16 protein-coding genes and 1 tRNA gene are annotated in these 18,872 nt (G+C 71.3%); 5 read left to right on the top strand and 12 right to left on the bottom strand.

All coding sequences use genetic code 11. From position 1 onward, the window contains the following. Nucleotides 1–325: 325 nt before the first annotated feature. The 5 genes from CI785_RS07855 to CI785_RS07835 all read right to left on the bottom strand — a co-directional run bounded on the left by CI785_RS07855 (nt 326) and on the right by CI785_RS07835 (nt 6,590). Nucleotides 326–398: transfer RNA gene (locus tag CI785_RS07855), tRNA-Asn, on the bottom strand. A 54-nt stretch (nt 399–452) separates the two neighbouring features. Beyond that, nucleotides 453–2,408, bottom strand: a complete 1,956-nt coding sequence (dnaG, locus tag CI785_RS07850; RefSeq protein WP_105031511.1) for a DNA primase — start codon at nt 2,406–2,408, stop codon at nt 453–455. Nucleotides 2,409–2,518: 110 nt separating this feature from the next. Then, complete coding sequence (locus CI785_RS07845) at nt 2,519–3,802, bottom strand: deoxyguanosinetriphosphate triphosphohydrolase (RefSeq protein WP_105031510.1); 1,284 nt, start codon at nt 3,800–3,802, stop codon at nt 2,519–2,521. A gap of 89 nt (nt 3,803–3,891) precedes the next feature. Beyond that, complete coding sequence (gene dusB, locus CI785_RS07840) at nt 3,892–5,121, bottom strand: tRNA dihydrouridine synthase DusB (protein WP_105031509.1); 1,230 nt, start codon at nt 5,119–5,121, stop codon at nt 3,892–3,894. A 95-nt stretch (nt 5,122–5,216) separates the two neighbouring features. Continuing rightward, nucleotides 5,217–6,590, bottom strand: coding sequence for a YibE/F family protein (locus CI785_RS07835; RefSeq protein ID WP_420808218.1), 1,374 nt, complete (start codon nt 6,588–6,590; stop codon nt 5,217–5,219). A gap of 191 nt (nt 6,591–6,781) precedes the next feature. On the opposite strand from CI785_RS07835, the gene CI785_RS07830 reads away from it, so the two are divergent. After that, a complete protein-coding gene (locus CI785_RS07830; protein ID WP_105031507.1) occupies nt 6,782–7,513 on the top strand; it encodes an alpha/beta hydrolase in 732 nt (243 codons plus the stop codon). Between the two features lie 159 nt (nt 7,514–7,672). Next, on the top strand, nt 7,673–8,488 hold the full coding sequence (locus tag CI785_RS07825) for a lysophospholipid acyltransferase family protein (protein WP_105031506.1): 816 nt from the start codon (nt 7,673–7,675) through the stop codon (nt 8,486–8,488). Nucleotides 8,489–8,617: 129 nt separating this feature from the next. Here CI785_RS07825 and CI785_RS07820 read toward each other — a convergent pair whose 3' ends face one another. Both CI785_RS07820 and CI785_RS07815 read right to left on the bottom strand, forming a co-directional pair. Continuing rightward, nucleotides 8,618–9,529, bottom strand: coding sequence for a GNAT family N-acetyltransferase (locus CI785_RS07820; RefSeq protein ID WP_105031505.1), 912 nt, complete (start codon nt 9,527–9,529; stop codon nt 8,618–8,620). Further along, complete coding sequence (locus CI785_RS07815; protein WP_105031504.1) at nt 9,529–10,917, bottom strand: glycine--tRNA ligase; 1,389 nt, start codon at nt 10,915–10,917, stop codon at nt 9,529–9,531. The genes CI785_RS07820 and CI785_RS07815 overlap by 1 nt, the downstream gene beginning before the upstream one ends. 285 nt (nt 10,918–11,202) lie before the next feature. Here CI785_RS07815 and CI785_RS07810 point away from each other — a divergent pair, with 285 nt between their 5' ends. Next, the gene (locus tag CI785_RS07810; RefSeq protein ID WP_105031503.1) at nt 11,203–12,822 is read left to right on the top strand and encodes a M28 family peptidase; all 1,620 of its coding nucleotides are present in this window, start codon (nt 11,203–11,205) and stop codon (nt 12,820–12,822) included. Nucleotides 12,823–12,940: 118 nt separating this feature from the next. On the opposite strand, the gene CI785_RS07805 is transcribed toward CI785_RS07810, so the two are convergent. After that, on the bottom strand, nt 12,941–13,912 hold the full coding sequence (locus tag CI785_RS07805) for a DMT family transporter (protein ID WP_105031502.1): 972 nt from the start codon (nt 13,910–13,912) through the stop codon (nt 12,941–12,943). A gap of 41 nt (nt 13,913–13,953) precedes the next feature. Here CI785_RS07805 and CI785_RS07800 point away from each other — a divergent pair, with 41 nt between their 5' ends. Then, nucleotides 13,954–14,184, top strand: coding sequence for an RNA-binding S4 domain-containing protein (locus CI785_RS07800; RefSeq protein ID WP_105031501.1), 231 nt, complete (start codon nt 13,954–13,956; stop codon nt 14,182–14,184). Nucleotides 14,185–14,193: 9 nt separating this feature from the next. Here CI785_RS07800 and CI785_RS07795 read toward each other — a convergent pair whose 3' ends face one another. Then, nucleotides 14,194–14,874 (bottom strand): alpha/beta hydrolase, encoded by a 681-nt coding sequence (locus CI785_RS07795; protein ID WP_105031500.1) that lies wholly within the window; start codon nt 14,872–14,874, stop codon nt 14,194–14,196. A gap of 160 nt (nt 14,875–15,034) precedes the next feature. On the opposite strand from CI785_RS07795, the gene CI785_RS07790 reads away from it, so the two are divergent. Then, a complete protein-coding gene (locus tag CI785_RS07790) occupies nt 15,035–15,853 on the top strand; it encodes an SGNH/GDSL hydrolase family protein (RefSeq protein ID WP_105031499.1) in 819 nt (272 codons plus the stop codon). 132 nt (nt 15,854–15,985) lie between these two features. Here the strand turns inward: CI785_RS07790 and CI785_RS07785 are convergent, their stop codons facing one another. From CI785_RS07785 to CI785_RS07775, 3 genes are all read right to left on the bottom strand, one after another. Beyond that, nucleotides 15,986–16,228 (bottom strand): hypothetical protein, encoded by a 243-nt coding sequence (locus CI785_RS07785; protein WP_105031498.1) that lies wholly within the window; start codon nt 16,226–16,228, stop codon nt 15,986–15,988. An 88-nt stretch (nt 16,229–16,316) separates the two neighbouring features. Continuing rightward, nucleotides 16,317–17,492 carry a homoserine O-acetyltransferase MetX gene (gene metX, locus CI785_RS07780; RefSeq protein WP_240615073.1) on the bottom strand — a complete coding sequence of 392 codons (1,176 nt, stop codon included), beginning with the start codon at nt 17,490–17,492 and terminating at the stop codon, nt 16,317–16,319. Nucleotides 17,493–17,498: 6 nt separating this feature from the next. Then, on the bottom strand, nt 17,499–18,815 hold the full coding sequence (locus CI785_RS07775) for a bifunctional o-acetylhomoserine/o-acetylserine sulfhydrylase (RefSeq protein WP_105031497.1): 1,317 nt from the start codon (nt 18,813–18,815) through the stop codon (nt 17,499–17,501). Nucleotides 18,816–18,872: the final 57 nt, after the last annotated feature.

Here is an 18,872-nt window from a genome sequence, read left to right as displayed (position 1 = left end):
CCGACCGGGCCCGGGCCCGGCAAGCGTAAGACTCCCGGGGATCCGGACCCCGGCCTCGCGTGGACAGTGCACCCGCTGCAGTCGCGGCACGGGGATATGGCACAGCATCAGGGCCTCGTATCGCGAGGCGAAGGCCGACGTGCCAGGGCAGGCCGAGGACGCGGTGCCGCCGTCCATGCGCGTGGACATCACGGACACCGGCGACCTGCGGAGGCAGGACCCCGCACCCGGTGACCCTGCGGCGGACCAGCGGCGGGCGGCCGCGGCCGCCCGGCACGAAGGAAAGGCCCCTGACCGGTGTTTCCACTGGTCAGGGGCCTGTTTGCTCCTCCGACTGGACTTGAACCAGTAACCCTTCGATTAACAGTCGAATGCTCTGCCAATTGAGCTACGGAGGAAAGCGCACGTCCTACTCTACATACCTCGCGGGGCTATGCGAAATCGCCTCCGGCTCAGTCCTCGCGGAGCTGCCGCCGCTGCATCTCGAGCTCCATCAGGTCGCGCTGCAGCTGGTTGTAGAGCACCGGGTCGGCGGCCGGGTCCATGCGTTGGAGCTGCCCGAGCTTCTCGGCCTTCTGCTGGGTGATCCGGAGCTCGGTCAGCCGGTTGAGGATGTCACGGCAGTACAGCACCATGGCGTCGGCGTCCTTCGCCGGCAGGGGCCGGACCGCCAGCTCGCTGACGAGGGGTCGCAGGACGTCGGGGACGCCCTCGCGCACCGATTCCACCCACCGTGACAACTCGGTGCCCGCCGCTCCCGCCGCGAGGACGGCGTTGTGCAGCGCCTCGTACACCGGGACGGTGAAGCGGGACGTGGAGAAGCTCCTCCACTGCGGGGCGGTGAGGAGCGTGGGCTGCTGCAGCACCACCTCGAGGGCCTCGCGTTCCATCCGGGCGATCGGATCGCGGGCGTCCGGCCGCTCGAAGAACGGCTCGCCGGAGGAGCCCTCCGCGGCCTCCCCCTGGCCGGTGGGTGCACCCGCCGCCTGGCCTGCCTGGTCCTGGCGGCCCTGCGACCCCTGCTGGCCCCGCTGCCGGCCGCCGGGCGACGACGCGCCCGCGTCCCGACGCGCTGCCGCCGTGACCGCGCGCGCCACCTGGTCCTCCCCCACGTACTGCATGCCCAGCCAGCGCGAGAGCTCCCGCGTGTAGGTGGAACGCAGCGACACGTCGCGGATCTGCGCCACGATGGGCGCTGCGTGCCGGAGCGCCTTGACCTGACCCTCACCGGAGGACAGGTCGAAGTTCGCGAAGGACGCCTTGATCGCGAACTCGAAGAGCGGGCGGCGGTCGGCGATCAGCTCCCGGACGGCGTCGTCGCCCCGCGTCTGCCGCAGCTCGCACGGGTCGGCACCTGACGCCTCGACGGCCACGTAGGTCTGCGAGTTGAAGCGCTGGTCCTCCTCGAAGGCCCGCAGGGCGGCCTTCTGGCCCGCGGCGTCGCCGTCGAACGTGAAGATCACCTCGCCCCCGGTGCCGTCGTCGGACAGGAGGCGGCGCGCGATCTTGATGTGGTCGGTACCGAACGCGGTCCCGCAGGTCGCGACGGCGGTGCCCACGCCTGCCAGGTGGCAGGCCATGACGTCGGTGTACCCCTCGACCACCACGAGCTGACGGTTCCTGGCGATCTCGCGCTTCGCGAGGTCGATCCCGTAGAGCACCTGCGACTTCCGGTAGAGGGAGGTCTCGGGGGTGTTCAGGTACTTCGGCCCCTGGTCGTCCTCGTAGAGCTTGCGGGCACCGAAGCCCACGGTGTCTCCGGTGATGTCGCGGATGGGCCAGATGAGGCGTCCGCGGAAGCGGTCGTAGAACCGGCCGGCGTTGCTGGACGACGCACTGAACATGCCCGTGAGCTTCAGCTCGTCGAGCGTGAACCCGCGGCCGGTGAGATGGTTCAGCAGCGTGTCCCAGCCCTGCGGCGCATACCCGACGCCGAACTGCTCCGCTGCCTCGCGGTCGAAGCCGCGCTCCTGCAGGAACTGGCGGGCGGTGGCCGCGCCCTGGGTGAGCAGCTGGTCGCGGAAGAACTCGGCCGCGATCTTGTGGGCGTCGAGCAGCCGCTGCCGCTTGCCCACGTCCTCGCGGCGCGGTCCGGTGCCGCCGTCCTCGTAGTGCAGTTCGAAGCCGATGCGTGCGGCGAGCTTCTCCACGGTCTCGCTGAAGGAGGTGTGGTCCAGTTTCTGCACGAAGGAGATGACATCGCCTCCCTCGCCGCACCCGAAGCAGTGGTACGAGCCCATCTGCGGGCGGACGTGGAACGACGGCGAGCGCTCGTCGTGGAAGGGGCACAGGCCCTTCCACGAGCCGATACCGGCCGACTTCAGGGTCACGTACGCCTCGACGACCTCCTTGATGTCGGTGCGCTGGCGTACCTCATCGATGTCTTCACGCTTGATGAGTCCGGCCATGGGTCCCAGTTTAGGCCCGCCCCACCGACACCCCGACCCGGACGTCGTGTGTGCAGGGCCTCGCCGGGACGACGGCGGACGGGCCCTCGCCCGGAGGGGAGGGCCCCGGCCTACCAGAGCGCCGGGACGGGACCGACGATCCGCTCGTGGAGGCCGAGCGCCGAGGCATCGGTCAGGGACGCCACCTGGTCGATGACCACGCGCAGGCGGGCGTCGTCGTCCGGTGCCTCGCGCCAGTCGGCGGCGAACATCGGCTCGAGGTAGCGGTCGCCGTCGGCGTGCACCTGCGCGACGAGGGCCGCGAGGATCTCCCGCTGCCGCTCGTAGAGCGGCTGGCGGTGATCGGTGGTCATGACGTAGGTGGTGGGGAGGCCCTTCATCACGGCGATCTCCAGGATGGTCTCCTCGGGCACCACCATCTCGGCGTTGTAGCGCGTCAGGGAGTCGGGACCGTAGATGGAGCGCGTCGACTGCATGGCGCTGAGGCAGAAGCGGCCGATCAGCTGGCTCGTCATGTTCTTCAGCGCCGCCATGGACCGGCGCGTGCCGTCCGCCTCGCGGACCCAGACCGGCGTCCGCTCCAGACGGGCCAGCGCGGCGTCGACGGCGGCGGGATCGCTGCCGGGGAGGTACCACTGCTGGGTGTAGCCGACCACGCGCGCGCGGGCGTCGGCATTGTCCATCCACTTCAGCTGCAGGTGACCGGCGACGATCGCGTCCTCGACGTCGTGCACGGAGTAGGAGATGTCGTCGGCGAGGTCCATGACCTGCGCCTCGAGGCAGGACCGGCCCTCCGGGGCGCCCTGGCGGAGCCAGTCGAACACGGGGAGGTCGTCGTCGTACGCGCCGAACTTCGTGGTGCGCTGGCCGCTGATCACGGGGGCGGACGCCGCCGTCCACGGGTACTTGCAGGAGGCGTCGAGGCTCGCGCGGGTGAGGTTCAGCCCGGCGGGGCCGCCGTCGGGCGCGAGGACCTTGGGTTCGAGCCGGGTGAGCAGGCGCAGGGTCTGGGCGTTGCCCTCGAAGCCGCCGATGCCGTGGGCGATGTCGTTGAGCGCGGATTCGCCGTTGTGGCCGAAGGGCGGGTGCCCGAGGTCGTGCGCGAGGCAGGCGGTGTCCACGATGTCCGGGTCGCAGCCGAGCGTCCGCCCCAGCTCGCGTCCCACCTGCGCCACCTCCAGCGAGTGCGTGAGGCGTGTGCGCACGAAGTCGTCGGTGTCCGGCGCGACGACCTGCGTCTTGGCGCCGAGGCGGCGCAGCGCGGAGGAGTGCAGCACGCGGGCGCGGTCGCGTTCGAAGTCGGTGCGGTGCGAGCTCTTGGGCGGTTCCTCCACCCAGCGCGCGGTGTCCGAGGCGCTGTAGCCGGAAGCGGCGGACGGTTCGGGGAAGCTCATGGTGCCTTTCTAGCGCAAGGATCGCGGGGCTGCCCGCCGGTACCCGCCGATGTGGGCCGACGGGTCACCGGCGCCGGGGGAGGCCGGCATCAGCCCCCGGATACGTCCACCTCGGCAGCGGCGATGTCCGCCTGCTGCGCGTCGTTGAGGACGCGGCCGTCGAGCCAGTGCTCGGGCAGGGCCGTCCTCTTCGGGGACCCTGCGCGGCCGCGCGGGCCCTCGGCGTCGGAGCCGGGGTAGGGCGAGTCCTTGTCGAGCTCCTCCAGCAGCCCGCGCAGTACCTCGAGGGTGGGCACGGTGGCGAGCTTCGCCCTCAGGTCACCGCCGACGACGTAGCCCTTGAAGTACCAGGCCATGTGCTTGCGGATGTCGCGCAGGCCCATCATCTCGCTGCCGAACGTCTCGACGAGCAGCTCGGCGTGCCGGTAGACGGTGTCGGCTACCTGCCCCAAACCGGGACGGTGCCGGGAGGCGCTGCCCTCGAAGGCGTTCATGAGGTCCCCGAAGAGCCAGGGCCTTCCCTGGCAGCCGCGGCCGATGACCACTCCGTCGACGCCGGTCTGCCGCACCATGCGCACGGCGTCCTCGGCGCTCCAGATGTCGCCGTTGCCGAGCACGGGGATGTCCGGCAGGGCCTCGCGCAGCTCGGCGATGGCGTTCCAGTCGGCCTTGCCCGAATAGAACTGGGAGGCGGTGCGTCCATGGAGGGCGACGGCGGCGACACCGCTGTCACGGGCGATCTTCCCCGCCTCGCGGAAGGTCAGGTGGTCCTCGTCGATGCCCTTGCGCATCTTGATGGTCAGCGGGACGTCGCCCTTCGACGCCTCACGCACGGCGGTCTGCACGATGCCCGTGAACAGGTCGAGCTTCCACGGCAGGGCCGCTCCCCCGCCCTTGCGGGTGACCTTCGGCACGGGGCAGCCGAAGTTGAGGTCGATGTGGTCCGCGCGGTCCTCCTCGACGAGCAGGCGCACGGCGGCGCCCACCGTCTTCGGGTCCACACCGTACAGCTGCACGGAGCGCACCTTCTCGTCGTCGTCGTGCGAGATGATGCGCATCGACTCAGGGCTGCGTTCCACGAGCGCACGGGAGGTCACCATCTCGGAGACGTAGAGGCCACCGCCGTACTCGCGGCACAGCCGGCGGAACGCCTTGTTGGTGATCCCGGCCATGGGCGCGAGGATCACCGGGGTGTCCACGGTGATGTTCCCGAGGGTGAGCGGCGGGAGGTCGAGCCGGAGGGCGGCGTCGGCCGCACCGGGGGCTTCGGGGGCGGCGGGATCGCTCGGCGGAGCGGGGAGGGTCGATACTGCGGTCACCCCTCCATTGTCGCAAGGGGCCGCAAATCCGGGGACGCTGTTCGCTGTGCGCCTGCGCGCACGCTCCGCCCTGCCCGCCTTCCGCCAGGCGTTCGTCATGCGTCCCCCTCGGCCGGACGCCGTGCGCGCCGCTCCCCGACCGCCAGGAGGCGCTGGCCGGGGGCGAGGGTTCGCGGACCCGCGGGGACCTCCGGCGTCGCACCGTCGTCCCGGCCGTCGTCGTGCCCGCCGCCCGGGGCCCCTGGTCCGACGGTCTTCACCACGAGGACCGCGATGAGCGTGGTGAGCGGGATCGCCAGGACCAGGCCGATGGAACCCACCAGGGTCCGCACCACCTCCTCGGCGAGTTCGCCGCTGGTGAGGGTGTCGAGCAGGGCGCGGTCGTAGAGGGAGACGAGGATCAGCACGGGCAGCGCCGCCCCCGCGTAGGCGAAGGCGATGGTGTAGACGGTGGACGCGATGTGGTCGCGGCCGATCCTCATGGCGGACGTGAAGAGCCGGCGGCCGGACGTGGCCGGCGCCAGCTCGTACAGCTCCCAGACGGAGGAGGACTGCGTGATGGTCACGTCGTTGAGGACGCCGAGCCCTGAGATGATGAGCCCGCACAGGATGATCGAGGAGATCGAGAGCCCGTCCGACGCGTTCACCAGCGTGTACGCGTTCTCGTCCCCGACGCCGGTCAGGTGCGCGGCGTCCGTGGCCCAGGCGGCCAGGAGGGCGGTGACGCCGAGGCCGAACACCGTCCCGAGCAGCGCCGTGGAGGTCCGCGCGGAGACGCCGTGCGCGAAGTAGAGGACCCCGTACATGATCACCACGGAGCCCACGAGGCCGAGCAGCAGGGGCGGCCTGCCCTCCACGAGCCCCGGCAGGACGAACTGCGCCAGGATCACGAGTGCGCCCACGAGGCCGATGATGGCGCGCAGTCCGCGCCAGCGTGCGACCGCGATGACGACGACGGCGTAGCCGATCGCGAGGCCGACGATGGGCACGGACCGGACGAAGTCCACGAAGACGTAGGGAGCCGCGCCGCCCTGGAGCACGTTCGCGAGGTTGAGGTAGCGGATCTGGTCGCCGGGCTCGACGGCGTTGGTCCTGGCGAGCTCCGGCGTCACCTCGACGGCGATGACCTCTCCCCCGAGCGCGGGCTGCGTGTAGGCCAGCGTGCAGGTCTGGGCCGTGCCCCCGGCGTCGACGGTCGGCTGGGAGGAGGGGCAGTCGCCCTGGGCGACCTCGCGGACGGTCCCGACGTCGAAGCTGACGCCGTCGGCCGTCGCGTAGGGGCTGGCGACGGTCAGCGATCCGCGGTCGCCGGTCGGCCAGAGCAGCACCATCGCGATGAGGGTGAGGACCCCGAGCGGGACGAGGAGCACCGAGAGCAGGAGCATGGCCCTCCTACGGGCGGCCAGCACGGAGGCCGACGGCTCCGGGCTCGTGTCGGTGCGAGCGGCGTGGAGGTGGCTGGAGCCCACGGACGTCCCTACATGGTCGGATGAGTGCTGGACAATGCTGGTGGGTGCTGTCGGCGCCGCCGGGTCGGACACCGGCGGGCACCGGGCACCGCTTGCGATTCTACGCAGGAGTGGCCCGCGGGCACGCTCCGGCCGCGGTGCACGGCAGGACCAGGACGACGGGAGCCCTCCGGGGCGGGAAAGGACGATCCATGGCAGGAATCGCAGGTCCGCCTCGGGACGGGGAGCCCGTGGTCCGCGTCGGCGGTGCGCGTGCAGGAGTGCGCGGCGTTGCGCTCGTACTGCATGGCGGGCGGGCGCAGAGCGTCGACGCCGTCCGGCGCCGGCACCTCAGTCCGCTCCGCATGCGCCCCTTCGCCGCGCGCCTCGCGGGGCAGGGCGCGCAGCACGGCCTCGCCGTCTGGGCGCTGCGCAACCGGGTCCGCGGGTGGAACGGCGCCGAGCAGTCGGCGCTGCAGGACGCCCGCTGGGCCCTGGGCCGGATCGCCGCCGCGCATCCCGCGGTGCCCGTCTACCTCCTGGGCCACTCCATGGGCGGGCTGACGGCGCTGTATGCCGCAGGCCACCCGCAGGTCCGCGCCGTGGCCGCGCTCGCTCCGTGGCTCGAGTCCTCCAGCCCGGTGGAGCCCGTCCGGGGCCGCAGCGTCCTGGTGATGCACGGTGATGTGGACCGCTGGACGAGCCCGACGGCGTCGCTCTCCTTCGCCCGCCGCGCCCAGGGCGTGGCTCGGGACGTCCACTACGTGCGCATGCTCGGAGCCGGCCACTTTATGGTCCGCACCCTGCCCGTCTGGCACGGCATGAGCACCTCCTTCCTCCTCCGCCACTTCGCGGAGGACACGGACGCAGCCCTCGACGCCCGGGTCCTCGAGCCCTCCGCCCCGCTCTACCGTGCCCCGGACCCGCTGGGCATCACCGCCTGACCGTCCTGCCCCGCCTTCCAGCCCGGCTCGGCGGCGGCCACGACCGGAAAACCCTCCGACCCAGCAGCGTATGTCCGGCCGACCGGGGTACAAAGAGTACGTAGAGGGCACGAGCGGGTACCTCCCGCTGCCGCCGAGGGCCGGAAGAAGGATCTGAGCATGGGATGGAAGCCGCGGCAGAGCGACCGCATGTACCGGGGGGTGGTGTACGCGGGCAAGGCCGTCTTCGGGGCCCTGCGCCTGCCGATCACGGTCAGCGGGACGGAGAACCTGCCGGCCTCGGACCCGCTGCGCGGCCGGTCGCGCCGTGCCGTGCCGGGCCACGGCGCCGTCGTCGCCATCACCCACTTCGGCTATCTCGACTTCGCCTTCGCCGAACTGGTGCTGTGGAACCATGCCCGCATCCAGGCGCGCTACATGATCTCGAAGCGGGCCGCCGAGCACTGGTTCGTCAGCCCCTTCGTGTTCGGGCTGGGCCACGTGATCACGGACCGCATGGCCGGCGCCGAGGCCTACGACGACGCCCTCGCCAAGCTGCGCGCCGGTGAGTACGTGGCGATCCTCCCCGAGGCCGGGGTGTCCCGCAGCTACACGGTGCGGAACCTCAAGACCGGGGCCGTGCGGCTCGCCGCCGAGGCCGGGGTACCCGTCATCCCCGTCTCCGTGTGGGGCGCGCACCGGCTGCTGACCCGCGGGCACGGGTTCTCCCTCCGGCGGGCCTGGAAGTCGCCCGTCCGCGTGCACATCAGCCCTGCCATCCGCCACGAACCCGGACTCGACGTCGCCGAGGAGACGGAGCGGCTGCGCCGGGAGCTGCAGGACGGCATCGAGACGTGCATCGCCGACTTCCCCGTGACCCCGGAGCCGGGCGCCTGGTGGATGCCGGCCCACCTCGGCGGCGGGGCCATGACGGACGCGGAACGCGAGGCGGCGGACGTCGCGGACAAAAAGGCCGGGCGGCACAGCCGCGGCTGACGGTGCGGGCGGCGTCCCTCGCGGTGTCGTGCACGCGTTCCCTGGTCCGGAGTGCGTGTCGGGCCGCGACACGCCGATCGGCGGGATCCCGGCGGAACCACGGGCACGAGGCCGCGCAGGTGCGGCGTCTCAGGACGTCGCGACCACCAGGGTCTCCGGTCCCCCGAGCCGTGCCGCGCCGGTGGCGAGCAGGGGCTCGACGACGGCGACGAGGGCTTCCATCGCGTCGTCCACCTCGAGCTGGATGGGGTACTGGTGCACGAGCATCGCGATCATCGTGGCGACGGCGGCCTGCTGCTCCGCCGGTGCGAGCGTGGTGTCGTACCCGAGCAGCACGTCCGCGGGGTCGTCGGTGCGGGCCTGGGTGTAGCTGACCGCGAACGCGGCGATCGCCCCGCCGTCGGCCTTCGGCCGGTCCCGCAGCACGATCGCCCCGCCGGCGCCGCTCGCGTCCCCGAGGAACAGCTGCTGGGCGCGCCCGAGGCCGAGCTCCGCCCGGTCCCAGGCGTGCACCGACTCGTAGAAGGACGCCAGCGCGCGGGTGAGCTCCACCGAGCCGGTGGCCGCTTCCTCGAGCTGCGGCCCGGCGGCGTCGTCGAACGCGGGCGCCGCGAGGGCACCGGGTCCGACGACGACGAGCCGCGAGCGCTGCAGGGTCGCGAAGCCGGTGGCATCGGCGAACGCGGCACCGGTGGTCCCAGGCGTCACCTTGGACCGCAGGGCCGTGATGCCGGACGGTGAGGCGGCGGCCTCGTGCTGGAGCATCGTGAGCAGCGTCGAGCCGACGCCCGCGCGCCGGTGGTCCTCGGCGACCTCGATGTAGCACCAGAGCCGGTCCGGGTGGAGGGCCGCACCGTAGACACAGCCGGCGGCGACGGGGATCCCCTGGTCCACCGCGGTGATGCAGCGGTTCCAGGGGCTGTCCGACGGCGGACGGAACGAGCCACGGAACTGCTCGACCGCCGCCGATTCGGGGCCGCCCCACAGCTGGAGCAGCTGGAGGTCGTCCCCCTCCTGCCAGGCGCGGTACTCGAGGGCCATCAGGCCCCGACCAGGCGTGCGGCGAGGTAGCCCTGGACCTGGTCGAGGGAGACCCGCTCCTGCGCCATGGTGTCGCGTTCACGGATGGTCACGGCCTGGTCTTCGAGCGTGTCGAAGTCCACGGTGATGCAGAACGGCGTACCGATCTCGTCCTGGCGGCGGTAGCGGCGGCCGATGGCGCCGGCGTCGTCGAAGTCGATGTTCCAGCCCCGGCGCAGCTGCGCCGCGAGGTCCTTCGCCTTCGGGGAGAGGTCCTCGTTGCGGCTGAGCGGCAGCACGGCGGCCTTGACCGGGGCGAGGCGCGGATCGAGCCTGAGCACGGTGCGCTTGTCCACCCCGCCCTTGGCGTTCGGCGCCTCGTCCTCCGTGTAGGAGTCCACCAGGAACGCCATGAAGGAGCGCGTGAGGCCGGCCGCGGGTTCGATCACGTACGGCGTGAAGCGCTCGTTGGTGGCCTGGTTGAAGTAGCCGAGGTCGGTGCCGGAGTGCTTCGAGTGCGTGGAGAGGTCGAAGTCCGTGCGGTTCGCGATGCCCTCGAGCTCCCCCCACTCGGAGCCGGTGAAGCCGAAGCGGTACTCGATGTCCGTGGTGCCCTTGGAGTAGTGGCTCAGCTTCTCGAGCGGGTGCTCGAAGAGGCGCAGGTTGTCCGGGTCGATACCGAGGTCGGTGTACCAGGCGAAGCGCTGGTCGATCCAGTACCGGTGCCACTCCTCGTCCGTGCCGGGCTCGACGAAGAACTCCATCTCCATCTGCTCGAACTCGCGCGTGCGGAAGATGAAGTTGCCCGGCGTGATCTCGTTGCGGAAGCTCTTGCCGATCTGGCCGATACCGAACGGCGGCTTCTTGCGGGCGGTGGTGAGCACGTTGTTGAAGTTCACGAAGATGCCCTGCGCGGTCTCGGGGCGCAGGTAGTGCATGCCCTCCTCCGAGGCCACGGGGCCGAGGAAGGTCTTGAGGAGCCCGGAGAACTCCTGCGGCTCGGTCCACTGGCCCTTGGTGCCGCAGTTGGCGCAGGTGATGTCCTGCAGCCCGTTCTCGGGTGCGCGGCCCTTCTTCTCCTCGAACTCCTCCTCGAGGTGGTCCGCGCGGTACCGCTTGTGGCAGGAGAGGCACTCCACCAGCGGGTCGCTGAACACCTCGACATGGCCCGAGGCCTCCCAGACCTGGCGGGGCAGGATGACGGCGGAATCGAGCCCGACGACGTCCTCGCGCCCGCGCACCATGGTCTGCCACCACTGCCGCTTGATGTTCTCCTTGAGCTCGGCGCCCAGGGGTCCGTAGTCCCAGGCGGAGCGGGAGCCGCCGTAGATCTCCCCCGACTGGAACACGAAGCCGCGCCGCTTGGCGAGCGAGATGATGGGGTCGAGTGCTGACTTGGCTGCTGCCATGGGATTCTTCTCCAGTTCTGTGCAGGCCGCTGGGTGCGGTCCGCAGGTGGGGGGCGCGTGTCGCAGGGCTGTCCGCCCCGCCGTGCGGGGCGCGGAAAGCTCCCGGATCAAGCCTACCGGGTCGCCTCCTCACGCCAGGGGCCGCGCCCGTCGGGGTCCGGACTGCGGCGGGCCGCACCCTTGACGGCGCGTCGGATGCTCCCTAGGTTGAGGTCACCCCGACGTGTGACCCACGTCACTTCCGCGGTCCGGATCGTCCGGCCCGCCTGCATCCGAAGGACTCCCATGACTCGTCCCTTCAGTCGTCCGCGCGCCCGTTTCGGGCGCTCGGCGCTGGCACTCGCCAGCGGTCTCGCCCTCGTGGCGGGCACAGGTTTCGCGGCCAACGCCGCTCCCACCTTCGACACCAGCAACAACAACTCCTCCAAGAAGCTGCGGGCCGCGGTGACGGTCGACAAGGTCGTCGGCCACCTCACCGCGCTCGACGCGATCGCGGAGGCCAACGGCAACACCCGCGCCTCGGGCACCGAGGGCTACGCGGACTCGGTCGACTACATCGTCGCGAAGCTGCGCGCGGCGGGCTACTCGCCCACCGTCCAGCCCTTCCTCTTCCCCTACTTCGCGGAACTGAGCCCCGCCGTCCTGGAGCGGACCGAGCCCCTGGGCACGACCTACGGCGCCGACGACGTCGCCACCATGACGTTCTCCGGCGCCGGAGACGTCTTGGGAGCCATCGAGGCCGTGGACACGAACGGCACGGCGAGCGCCACCGGCACCAGCGGCTGCGAGGCCTCCGACTTCGCCGGCTTCACACCCGGATCCATCGCCCTGGTGCAGCGCGGCAGCTGCACCTTCGCGGTCAAGGCCACCCATGCCGCGGCGGCAGGCGCAGCGGCCGTCGTCGTCTTCAACACCGGCGTCGGAGCCAACACGGGCGCCGTCGCCGGCACCCTCGGAGAACCCGGCATCGTCGACATCCCCGTGGTCGGAGCGAGCTTCGCGGCGGGCGTCGACCTGATCGGCGAGGACGTCGCCGGCAGGGTGGCCGCGGATACCGTCTCCGAGAACCGCGAGACCTACAACGTCGTCGCCGAGACCTCCACGGGGAATCCTGACAACGTCGTCATGGTCGGCGCCCACCTCGACAGCGTCCTCGCCGGTCCGGGCATCAACGACAACGGGACGGGCAGCGCGGGGATCCTCGCGGTGGCCGAGGGTATGAGCAAGGTCAAGACCGCGAACAAGGTGCGCTTCGCCTGGTGGGGCGCCGAGGAGGAGGGCCTGCTCGGGTCCGAGTTCTACGTCGCGGACCTCGCGGAGAAGGGCGGGCTCGACGCCGTCGGTCTGTACCTGAACTTCGACATGATCGGGTCGCCGAACTTCGGCCGCTTCGTGTACGACGGCGACAACTCCGCCTTCCCGGTGGGCCCCGATGCCGCTGCCGGACCCGAGGGCTCCGGGCAGATCGAGCAGGACTTCCATGACTACTTCGCGTCCCAGGGTCTCGCCTCCGGCGAGACCGCGTTCAGTGGCAGGAGCGACTACGGACCCTTCATCGCGCAGGGCATCCCCGCGGGCGGCCTCTTCACCGGCGCCGAGGGCATCAAGACCGCGGAGCAGGCCACCCTGTTCGGCGGGGTCGCGGGCGCTCCCTACGACGCGTGCTACCACGCGGCCTGCGACGACACGAACAACCTCAGCCTCGAGGCGCTCGACCAGATGAGCGACGCCGTCGCCCACCTGACCGTGACCTACGCGGAGAGCACGTTCGGCGTCAACGGCGCGGGTGCTCCCGTGAAGGGCAAGGGCAAGAAGGACCGCTTCGAGGGCAACCCCCTCGGGGGCGGCACGGAGAGCGGCGGCGGGCTCCATCCGGAGCACGACCACGAGGCCGCGGACCGCTAGGTCCCGGGTCCCGTCCGGGCAGGGGCTGCTCCCGGTGCCGGGGGCAGCCCCTGCCCGTGTCCGACCCGCAGCGGACGCCCGCGTCCGGCTCGGGACGCTCGGGGGCCGTGCGGTGTCGTCAGGAACCGGTCCGCGGTGTGCGACGGGGCCAGGGCAGGGTGGTGAGGATGATCGCGCCGAGCGTCAGCAGGGTCCCGGCGACCGTCGCGAACACCACGATCGTCCCGGGAGCGGGGAACACGAGGTCGAGGGCGAGCGAGCCGACGAGCTGCCCGCCGATCATGCACAGGCCCGTCAGCAGGACCCCGAGGCTGCGGACCAGGAGAGCGCCGAGGGCGATGAAGATGCACCCCATCGGTCCGCCGAGGTAGTACCACCATTCGGACGGCAGCGGGTTGCCCGGACCCGCCACCGCGAGCTTGACCAGCCACGCCGTGAGCAGCACCGCGGTGCCGGCGATGAAGTTCATGAGGGTCGCCGCGAGCGGCGTGCCGTAGTGCAGGGCCGCCGTGCCGTTCATGGCCTGCTGGAAGCTCATCAGCACGCCGGCGGCGACGGGCAGCAGGACCGGGACCAGCCAGCCCGAGACCTCCCCCGCCGCCCCGAAGCGCGGCGACACGGCCCAGATCACGGATAGGACGGTCAGGACGACGCCGATCACGCGCATGGGCGTCGCGGCCCGCTTCCCGCCGGGGCCGATGCCCGCCTTATCGACGAGGAGGCCGCTGAGCGACTGGCCCATGACGGCCGCCACCGTGAACAGCGCGACGCCGAGGATGCCGATGGTCAGCGACTGCGAGAACACGAAGAAGGCCCCGATGGCACCGGCCGCCACGTAGTAGGGCGGGAAGCGGCGCTCGCGCACCGACGGGACGATCTGGCGGGCACCGGCACGCGCGCTCGGCAGCACCAGTGTGAGCGCGACCATCACGACCAGGCCGGTGCCGAAACTGATGAGCGCCGCAGCGATGCCGTCGTCGAGCACCGTGCCGAGTGCCCCGTTGATCCTCCCCTGCAGAGGGATGGCGAGCCCTGCCGCGAGGGCGAGGGGAAAACCGACAGCGGGAGGAAGGGCAGGCGCATCAGACACCCGTCCAGCCTAGACCTGCGGCATCCGGCATGATGGACAGCATGACCGACGACGCAACCACCGCAGAACTCCCGATCCGGGACGACATGATCCGCCTCGGGCAGCTCCTCAAGCTGGCGTCCCTCGCCGAGGACGGCGTTGAGGCGAAGGCGCTGATCGACAACGGGCTGGTGCAGGTCAACGGCGAGATCGAGGAACGCCGCGGACGCCAGCTGCATCCCGGCGACACCGTGAGCGTCAACGGCGCCGCGGTCCGCGTCACGCGCGGCTGAGCCCTTCCGTCAGCGGCGCCCGAGGACCGTCATGCTCAGGAACTCCCGGACATGCCCGAGTTCGCGCTCGCTGATGCTGTGGAACATGTTGGAGTAGAGGATCTTGGTCAGCGCGGTGTGCTTCACCAGCCAGGCGTGGGTGAGCTCCACCATCTCCGGCGTGATGACCTGATCCTCCTGGTCCCGGCCCCAGAAGAACGGCGCCGGTGAGGCGGCGGCCTCGTCGTCGCGGAAGAAGGCGTGGCCCTCGGACGGGACGGTGAACCCCGACAGCCCGACGACGCACGCGAAGTCGGCGGGCCGGTGGCGCAGGAGCGACGTCGCCACCCCCATCCCCTGCGAGAAGCCGAGGAGGCTGACGCTGGAGTGGACGCCGCGGACGGTATCGAGCCACGCGCCGACGGCGGTGACGGTCTCCACCACACGCTCCACGGCGTAACCGTCCTCGCGTGCCAGCGGGAACCACGAGAACCCGGAATCGGCCGGCGCGGGTGCCCGGACCGACGCCACCGTGAACTCCTGCGGCAGGTGGTCGGTGAGACCCATCAGGTCCGCCTCGTCGGCCATGTACCCGTGGAACAGGACGAGCAGGGGTGTGCCCGCGCGCTCGGCCTCGGGCTTCGACCACAGGACCACCGGATCCCAGGAACCGACGGAGGGCGCAGCGGTGCCGGCGGCAGAATCAGTCATGTCCCCATTCTGGCACGGCCCGTTCGGCGCCGAACCGGCGGTGGGGGCGTCCCGGGGTCGGTGGCGGACGCGGGGCGGCAGTTGCGACAATGACCCGGTGACCCCACCGAGCGCCGAGACTCCCCTGCCGACTGCGAGCGACCCGATCCCGAACGGGCCGATGATCGACCCGAGCCTGGTCTCCGAGCCGCATCCGTGGCACCGCTACGCCGCCCTGGGCGACTCCTTCACGGAGGGCATCGGTGACCCGAACCCCGAGAGCATCGGCGGCAACCGCGGCTGGGCGGACCGGGTCGCGGAGGAACTCTCGCGCGGGCAGAGCGACTTCGCGTACGCGAACCTGGCGGTCCGGGGACGCCTGCTGCAGCAGATCATCGACCAGCAGGTGGACGCCGCCCTGGCCCTGCGCCCCGACCTGGTGAGCATCTCGGCCGGCGGCAACGACCTGCTCCGGCCCGGCGGGGACCCGGACGTGCTCGCCGAGAAGCTCGACGGCGTCGTGGGGACCCTGGCGACCTCCGGTGCCACCGTGATCCTGTTCACGGGCCCTGACGTCCGCGAGACCGTCCTCGGCAGCATCCGCTCGAAGACCGCCATCTACAACGAGAACCTCCGCGTCGTCGCGGCACGCCACGAGGCGCTGATCGCCGACATGTGGGCGCTGCGCCAGCTCACGGACCCGCAGATGTGGGCCTCCGACCGGCTGCATTTCTCACCCCTGGGCCATCACACCATCGCTGCGATGGTCCTCGACACCCTCGCGGTGCGGCACACCCTGGAACCCCTGCGGCCCAAGGAACTCCCGACACGGACCTGGCGTGCCGCCCGTGCGGAGGATCTCGTCTGGGCCCGGGAGTACTTCGTGCCCTGGGTGCTGCGCCGCCTGCGGCACCAGTCCTCGGGCGACGGCATCATCGCCAAGCGTCCCGAGCCGGTGCCGATCTTCGGACCGGGCATGCCGCCGGGCGCCGCCGACTAGGTCCTCGATCGCCACCGTCCTCGCCGGACCGGGTCCCTGGCGGGACGACGAAAGGACAGGAACGGCCGACCCGAGGACATCCGGGCGGTCAGTCCTGTCCTTTCCGGCGGCGACGTCGGTGCCGCAGGACGCTCAGGCGTCGAGCTGGACGTCCCCGTTGGCCACCGCGTCCGCGCAGGCACTGAGATCGGGCCCTGGCTTGAAGTCCACGAACTGCGGCTGCAGTTTTTGGAAGAGGAACTCGTACACCTCGTCGCGGGACTTGCCGTCCATCGTCTCCACGGCCTCGCGGACCGCGCCCTGCAGCGCGCGGTCGGAGTCCAGCAGGATCTTGTCGCGTGCTTCCTGGTTCCAGCCGATGGTGCTCAGTTCCATGAACAGCTCCTCTTCGCCCTCGATGGATCCGGGGCCGTGTACCTCGGACGGGCCTGCCGCCGAGTAATAAGCAGGCTTAGCTCCAAGCCTAGGTGTCCGCGGGAGGAAACCCAACCGGTACCTGCGCCGTGGGATAGAAGGCTCCCCGGAGCTGGTCGTCGAGCTGGTGGATTTGGGTGAGGAAGGCGTCGTGGCCCACCGGCGAGGAGATCCGGTGCACCGGGACCTCCCCGGGCAGGCCGGAGGCGAGCCGCACGGACTGCTCCGGGAGGTAGAGCCGGTCGGTGTCGACGGCCGCGATGAAGAACTCCGACGCCGCCGTGGCCAGCGCGTCCTCCAGGCTGCCGCGGTCCCTCGCCGCGTCATGGCTCATGAGGGCCTCGGTCAGGATGACGTAGCTGTTGGCGTCGAACCTGTCCACGAGCTTGTCCGCCTGGTGGTCGAGGTAGCTCTCCACCTGGTAGCGGCCCCGGTCGGCGGGCAGGACGGACCCGAACGGCTGCTCGGCGTCCTGCTCCGCACGACCGAAGCGCGCCTGGAGCTCGCGCTCGGAACGGTAGGTGATGTGCGCGATGCGGCGGGCGATGCCGAGGCCCGCACTCGGATGCGGGCCGTCGTAGTAGTCGCCGCCGCGGTACGCCGGATCGAGCCGGATGGCCTGCACCTGCGCCTGGGCGAACGCTATCTGTTCGGCCGAGCTGGCGGCGGTGCAGGCGATGACAGCGCACCGCTCCACGCGCTGCGGATACATCAGTGCCCATTCGAGGGCGCGCGCCCCGCCCATCGACCCGCCGAGCACCGAATGCCACCGGTCGATGCCGAGGTGGTCGGCGAGCAGGCCCTCGGCCCGCACGGAGTCGCGGATGGTGACGAACGGGAACCTCGACCCCCAGGGTGTGCCGTCAGGTGCGAGGCTGGCCGGCCCCGTCGAGCCGTAGCAGCCTCCCAGCATGTTGACGGACACCACGAAGTAGCGGTCGGTGTCCACCGTGCGGCCGGGGCCCACGAGCGAGTCCCACCAGCCCTCCTCCTCCGAGGCACCGCGTGCCACATGGGAGCTGCCTGTCAGGGCATGCTGCACGAGCACCGCGTTGGAACGGTCCGCGTCGAGCCTGCCCCAGGTCTCGAAGGCGAGCTGGACGTCGGGCAGCTCGCCCCCGGTCTCCAGGGCCAGGGGCCCGATGGAGGCGATGCGCAGGAGTCCGTCTCCCGACGGGGGGCCGTCGACCCCGGGGTGCAGCGGTGCAGCAGGGTAGGTGGTCACGAAGGGCTAGGCTCCTTTGGCGGCGCGCAACCCCGCGTCGAGGTCGGCGAGGATGTCGTTGATGTTCTCCAGGCCCACGGCCAGCCGGACCAGGCCGGGCCGCACTCCCGCGGTGAGCTGCGCCTCCGCCCCCAGCTGGCTGTGCGTGGTCGATGCCGGGTGGATGACGAGCGAGCGGACGTCGCCCACGTTCGCCACGTGGGAGTGCAGCTCGAGGGCGTCCACGAAGCGCTTGCCCGCCTCCAGTCCGCCGGCGATGTCGAAGCTGACGATCGCCCCCGTACCGCCGGGCCCGTACTTCCTCCCGCGCTCGTACCAGGGACTCGAGGCGAGCCCGGCGTAGGCGACACCCTCGACGTCGTCGTGCCCCTCGAGCCACTCGGCGACGGCCTGCGCGTTCTGGACATGGCGCTCCAGGCGCAGGCTGAGCGTCTCCAGGCCCTGCGCGATGAGGAAGGCGTTGAAGGGCGACACGGCGGAGCCGAGGTCCCGCAGCAGCTGGACCCGCGCCTTCAGGATGTACGCGAGGTTGGCGCCGAGCGCGCCGTCCACGCCGAGGTCCCGCGCGTAGACCAGCCCGTGGTAGCTCTCGTCGGGGGTGTTGAGGCCCGGGAACCGCTCGGGGTACTGCGCGAAGTCGAAGTTCCCGGAGTCGACGATGACGCCTGCGATGGCATTGCCGTGCCCGCCGAGGTACTTCGTGGCGGAATGCACCACGATGTCGGCTCCCCACTCGATGGGCCGGATCAGGTACGGCGTGGACAGGGTGTTGTCCACGATCAGGGGCACCCCGTGCTCGTGCGCGACGGCGCTGACGCCCTCGAGGTCCAGCACGTCCTGCCGGGGGTTGGACACCACTTCGCCGAAGAACAGCTTGGTGTTCGGCCGGACGGCGGCGCGCCACTGCTCGAGGTCGTCCGGGTCCTCCACGAACGTGGTCTCGATGCCGAACTTCTTCAGCGTGTGCTTGAAGAGGTTGTAGGTGCCGCCGTAGAGGCTGGGGCTGGCCACGATGTGGTCCCCGGCCTCGGCGATGTTCAGGACCGCGAAGGTCTCGGCGGCCTGCCCGGAGGCGAGCAGCAGGGCGCCGACACCGCCCTCGAGGCTCGCGATCCGCGTCTCCACCGCCTCCTGCGTCGGGTTCCCGATGCGCGTGTAGATGGGGGCGAGCTCCGTCAGGGCGAACCGGTTGGCCGCGCTCTCCGCGCTCGGGAAGACGAAGGACGTCGTCTGGTAGATGGGAAGCGCACGCGCCCCCGTGGCAGCATCCGGCACCTGGCCGGCGTGGATCTGGCGTGTCTCAAAGGACCAATCGTTGGACATGGTGCTCCCTGGTCAAGGGGCTCCTCCTCGTCCGATGCCCTGCCGACGAAGCCGTCC

The sequence above is a fragment of the Arthrobacter ruber genome, from assembly GCF_002954225.1.
Taxonomy (GTDB): Bacteria; Actinomycetota; Actinomycetes; order Actinomycetales; family Micrococcaceae; genus Arthrobacter_D; species Arthrobacter_D ruber.
The sequence above is the reverse complement of the archived record's forward strand: the minus strand, read 5'-3'. Positions and strand labels throughout refer to the sequence as shown.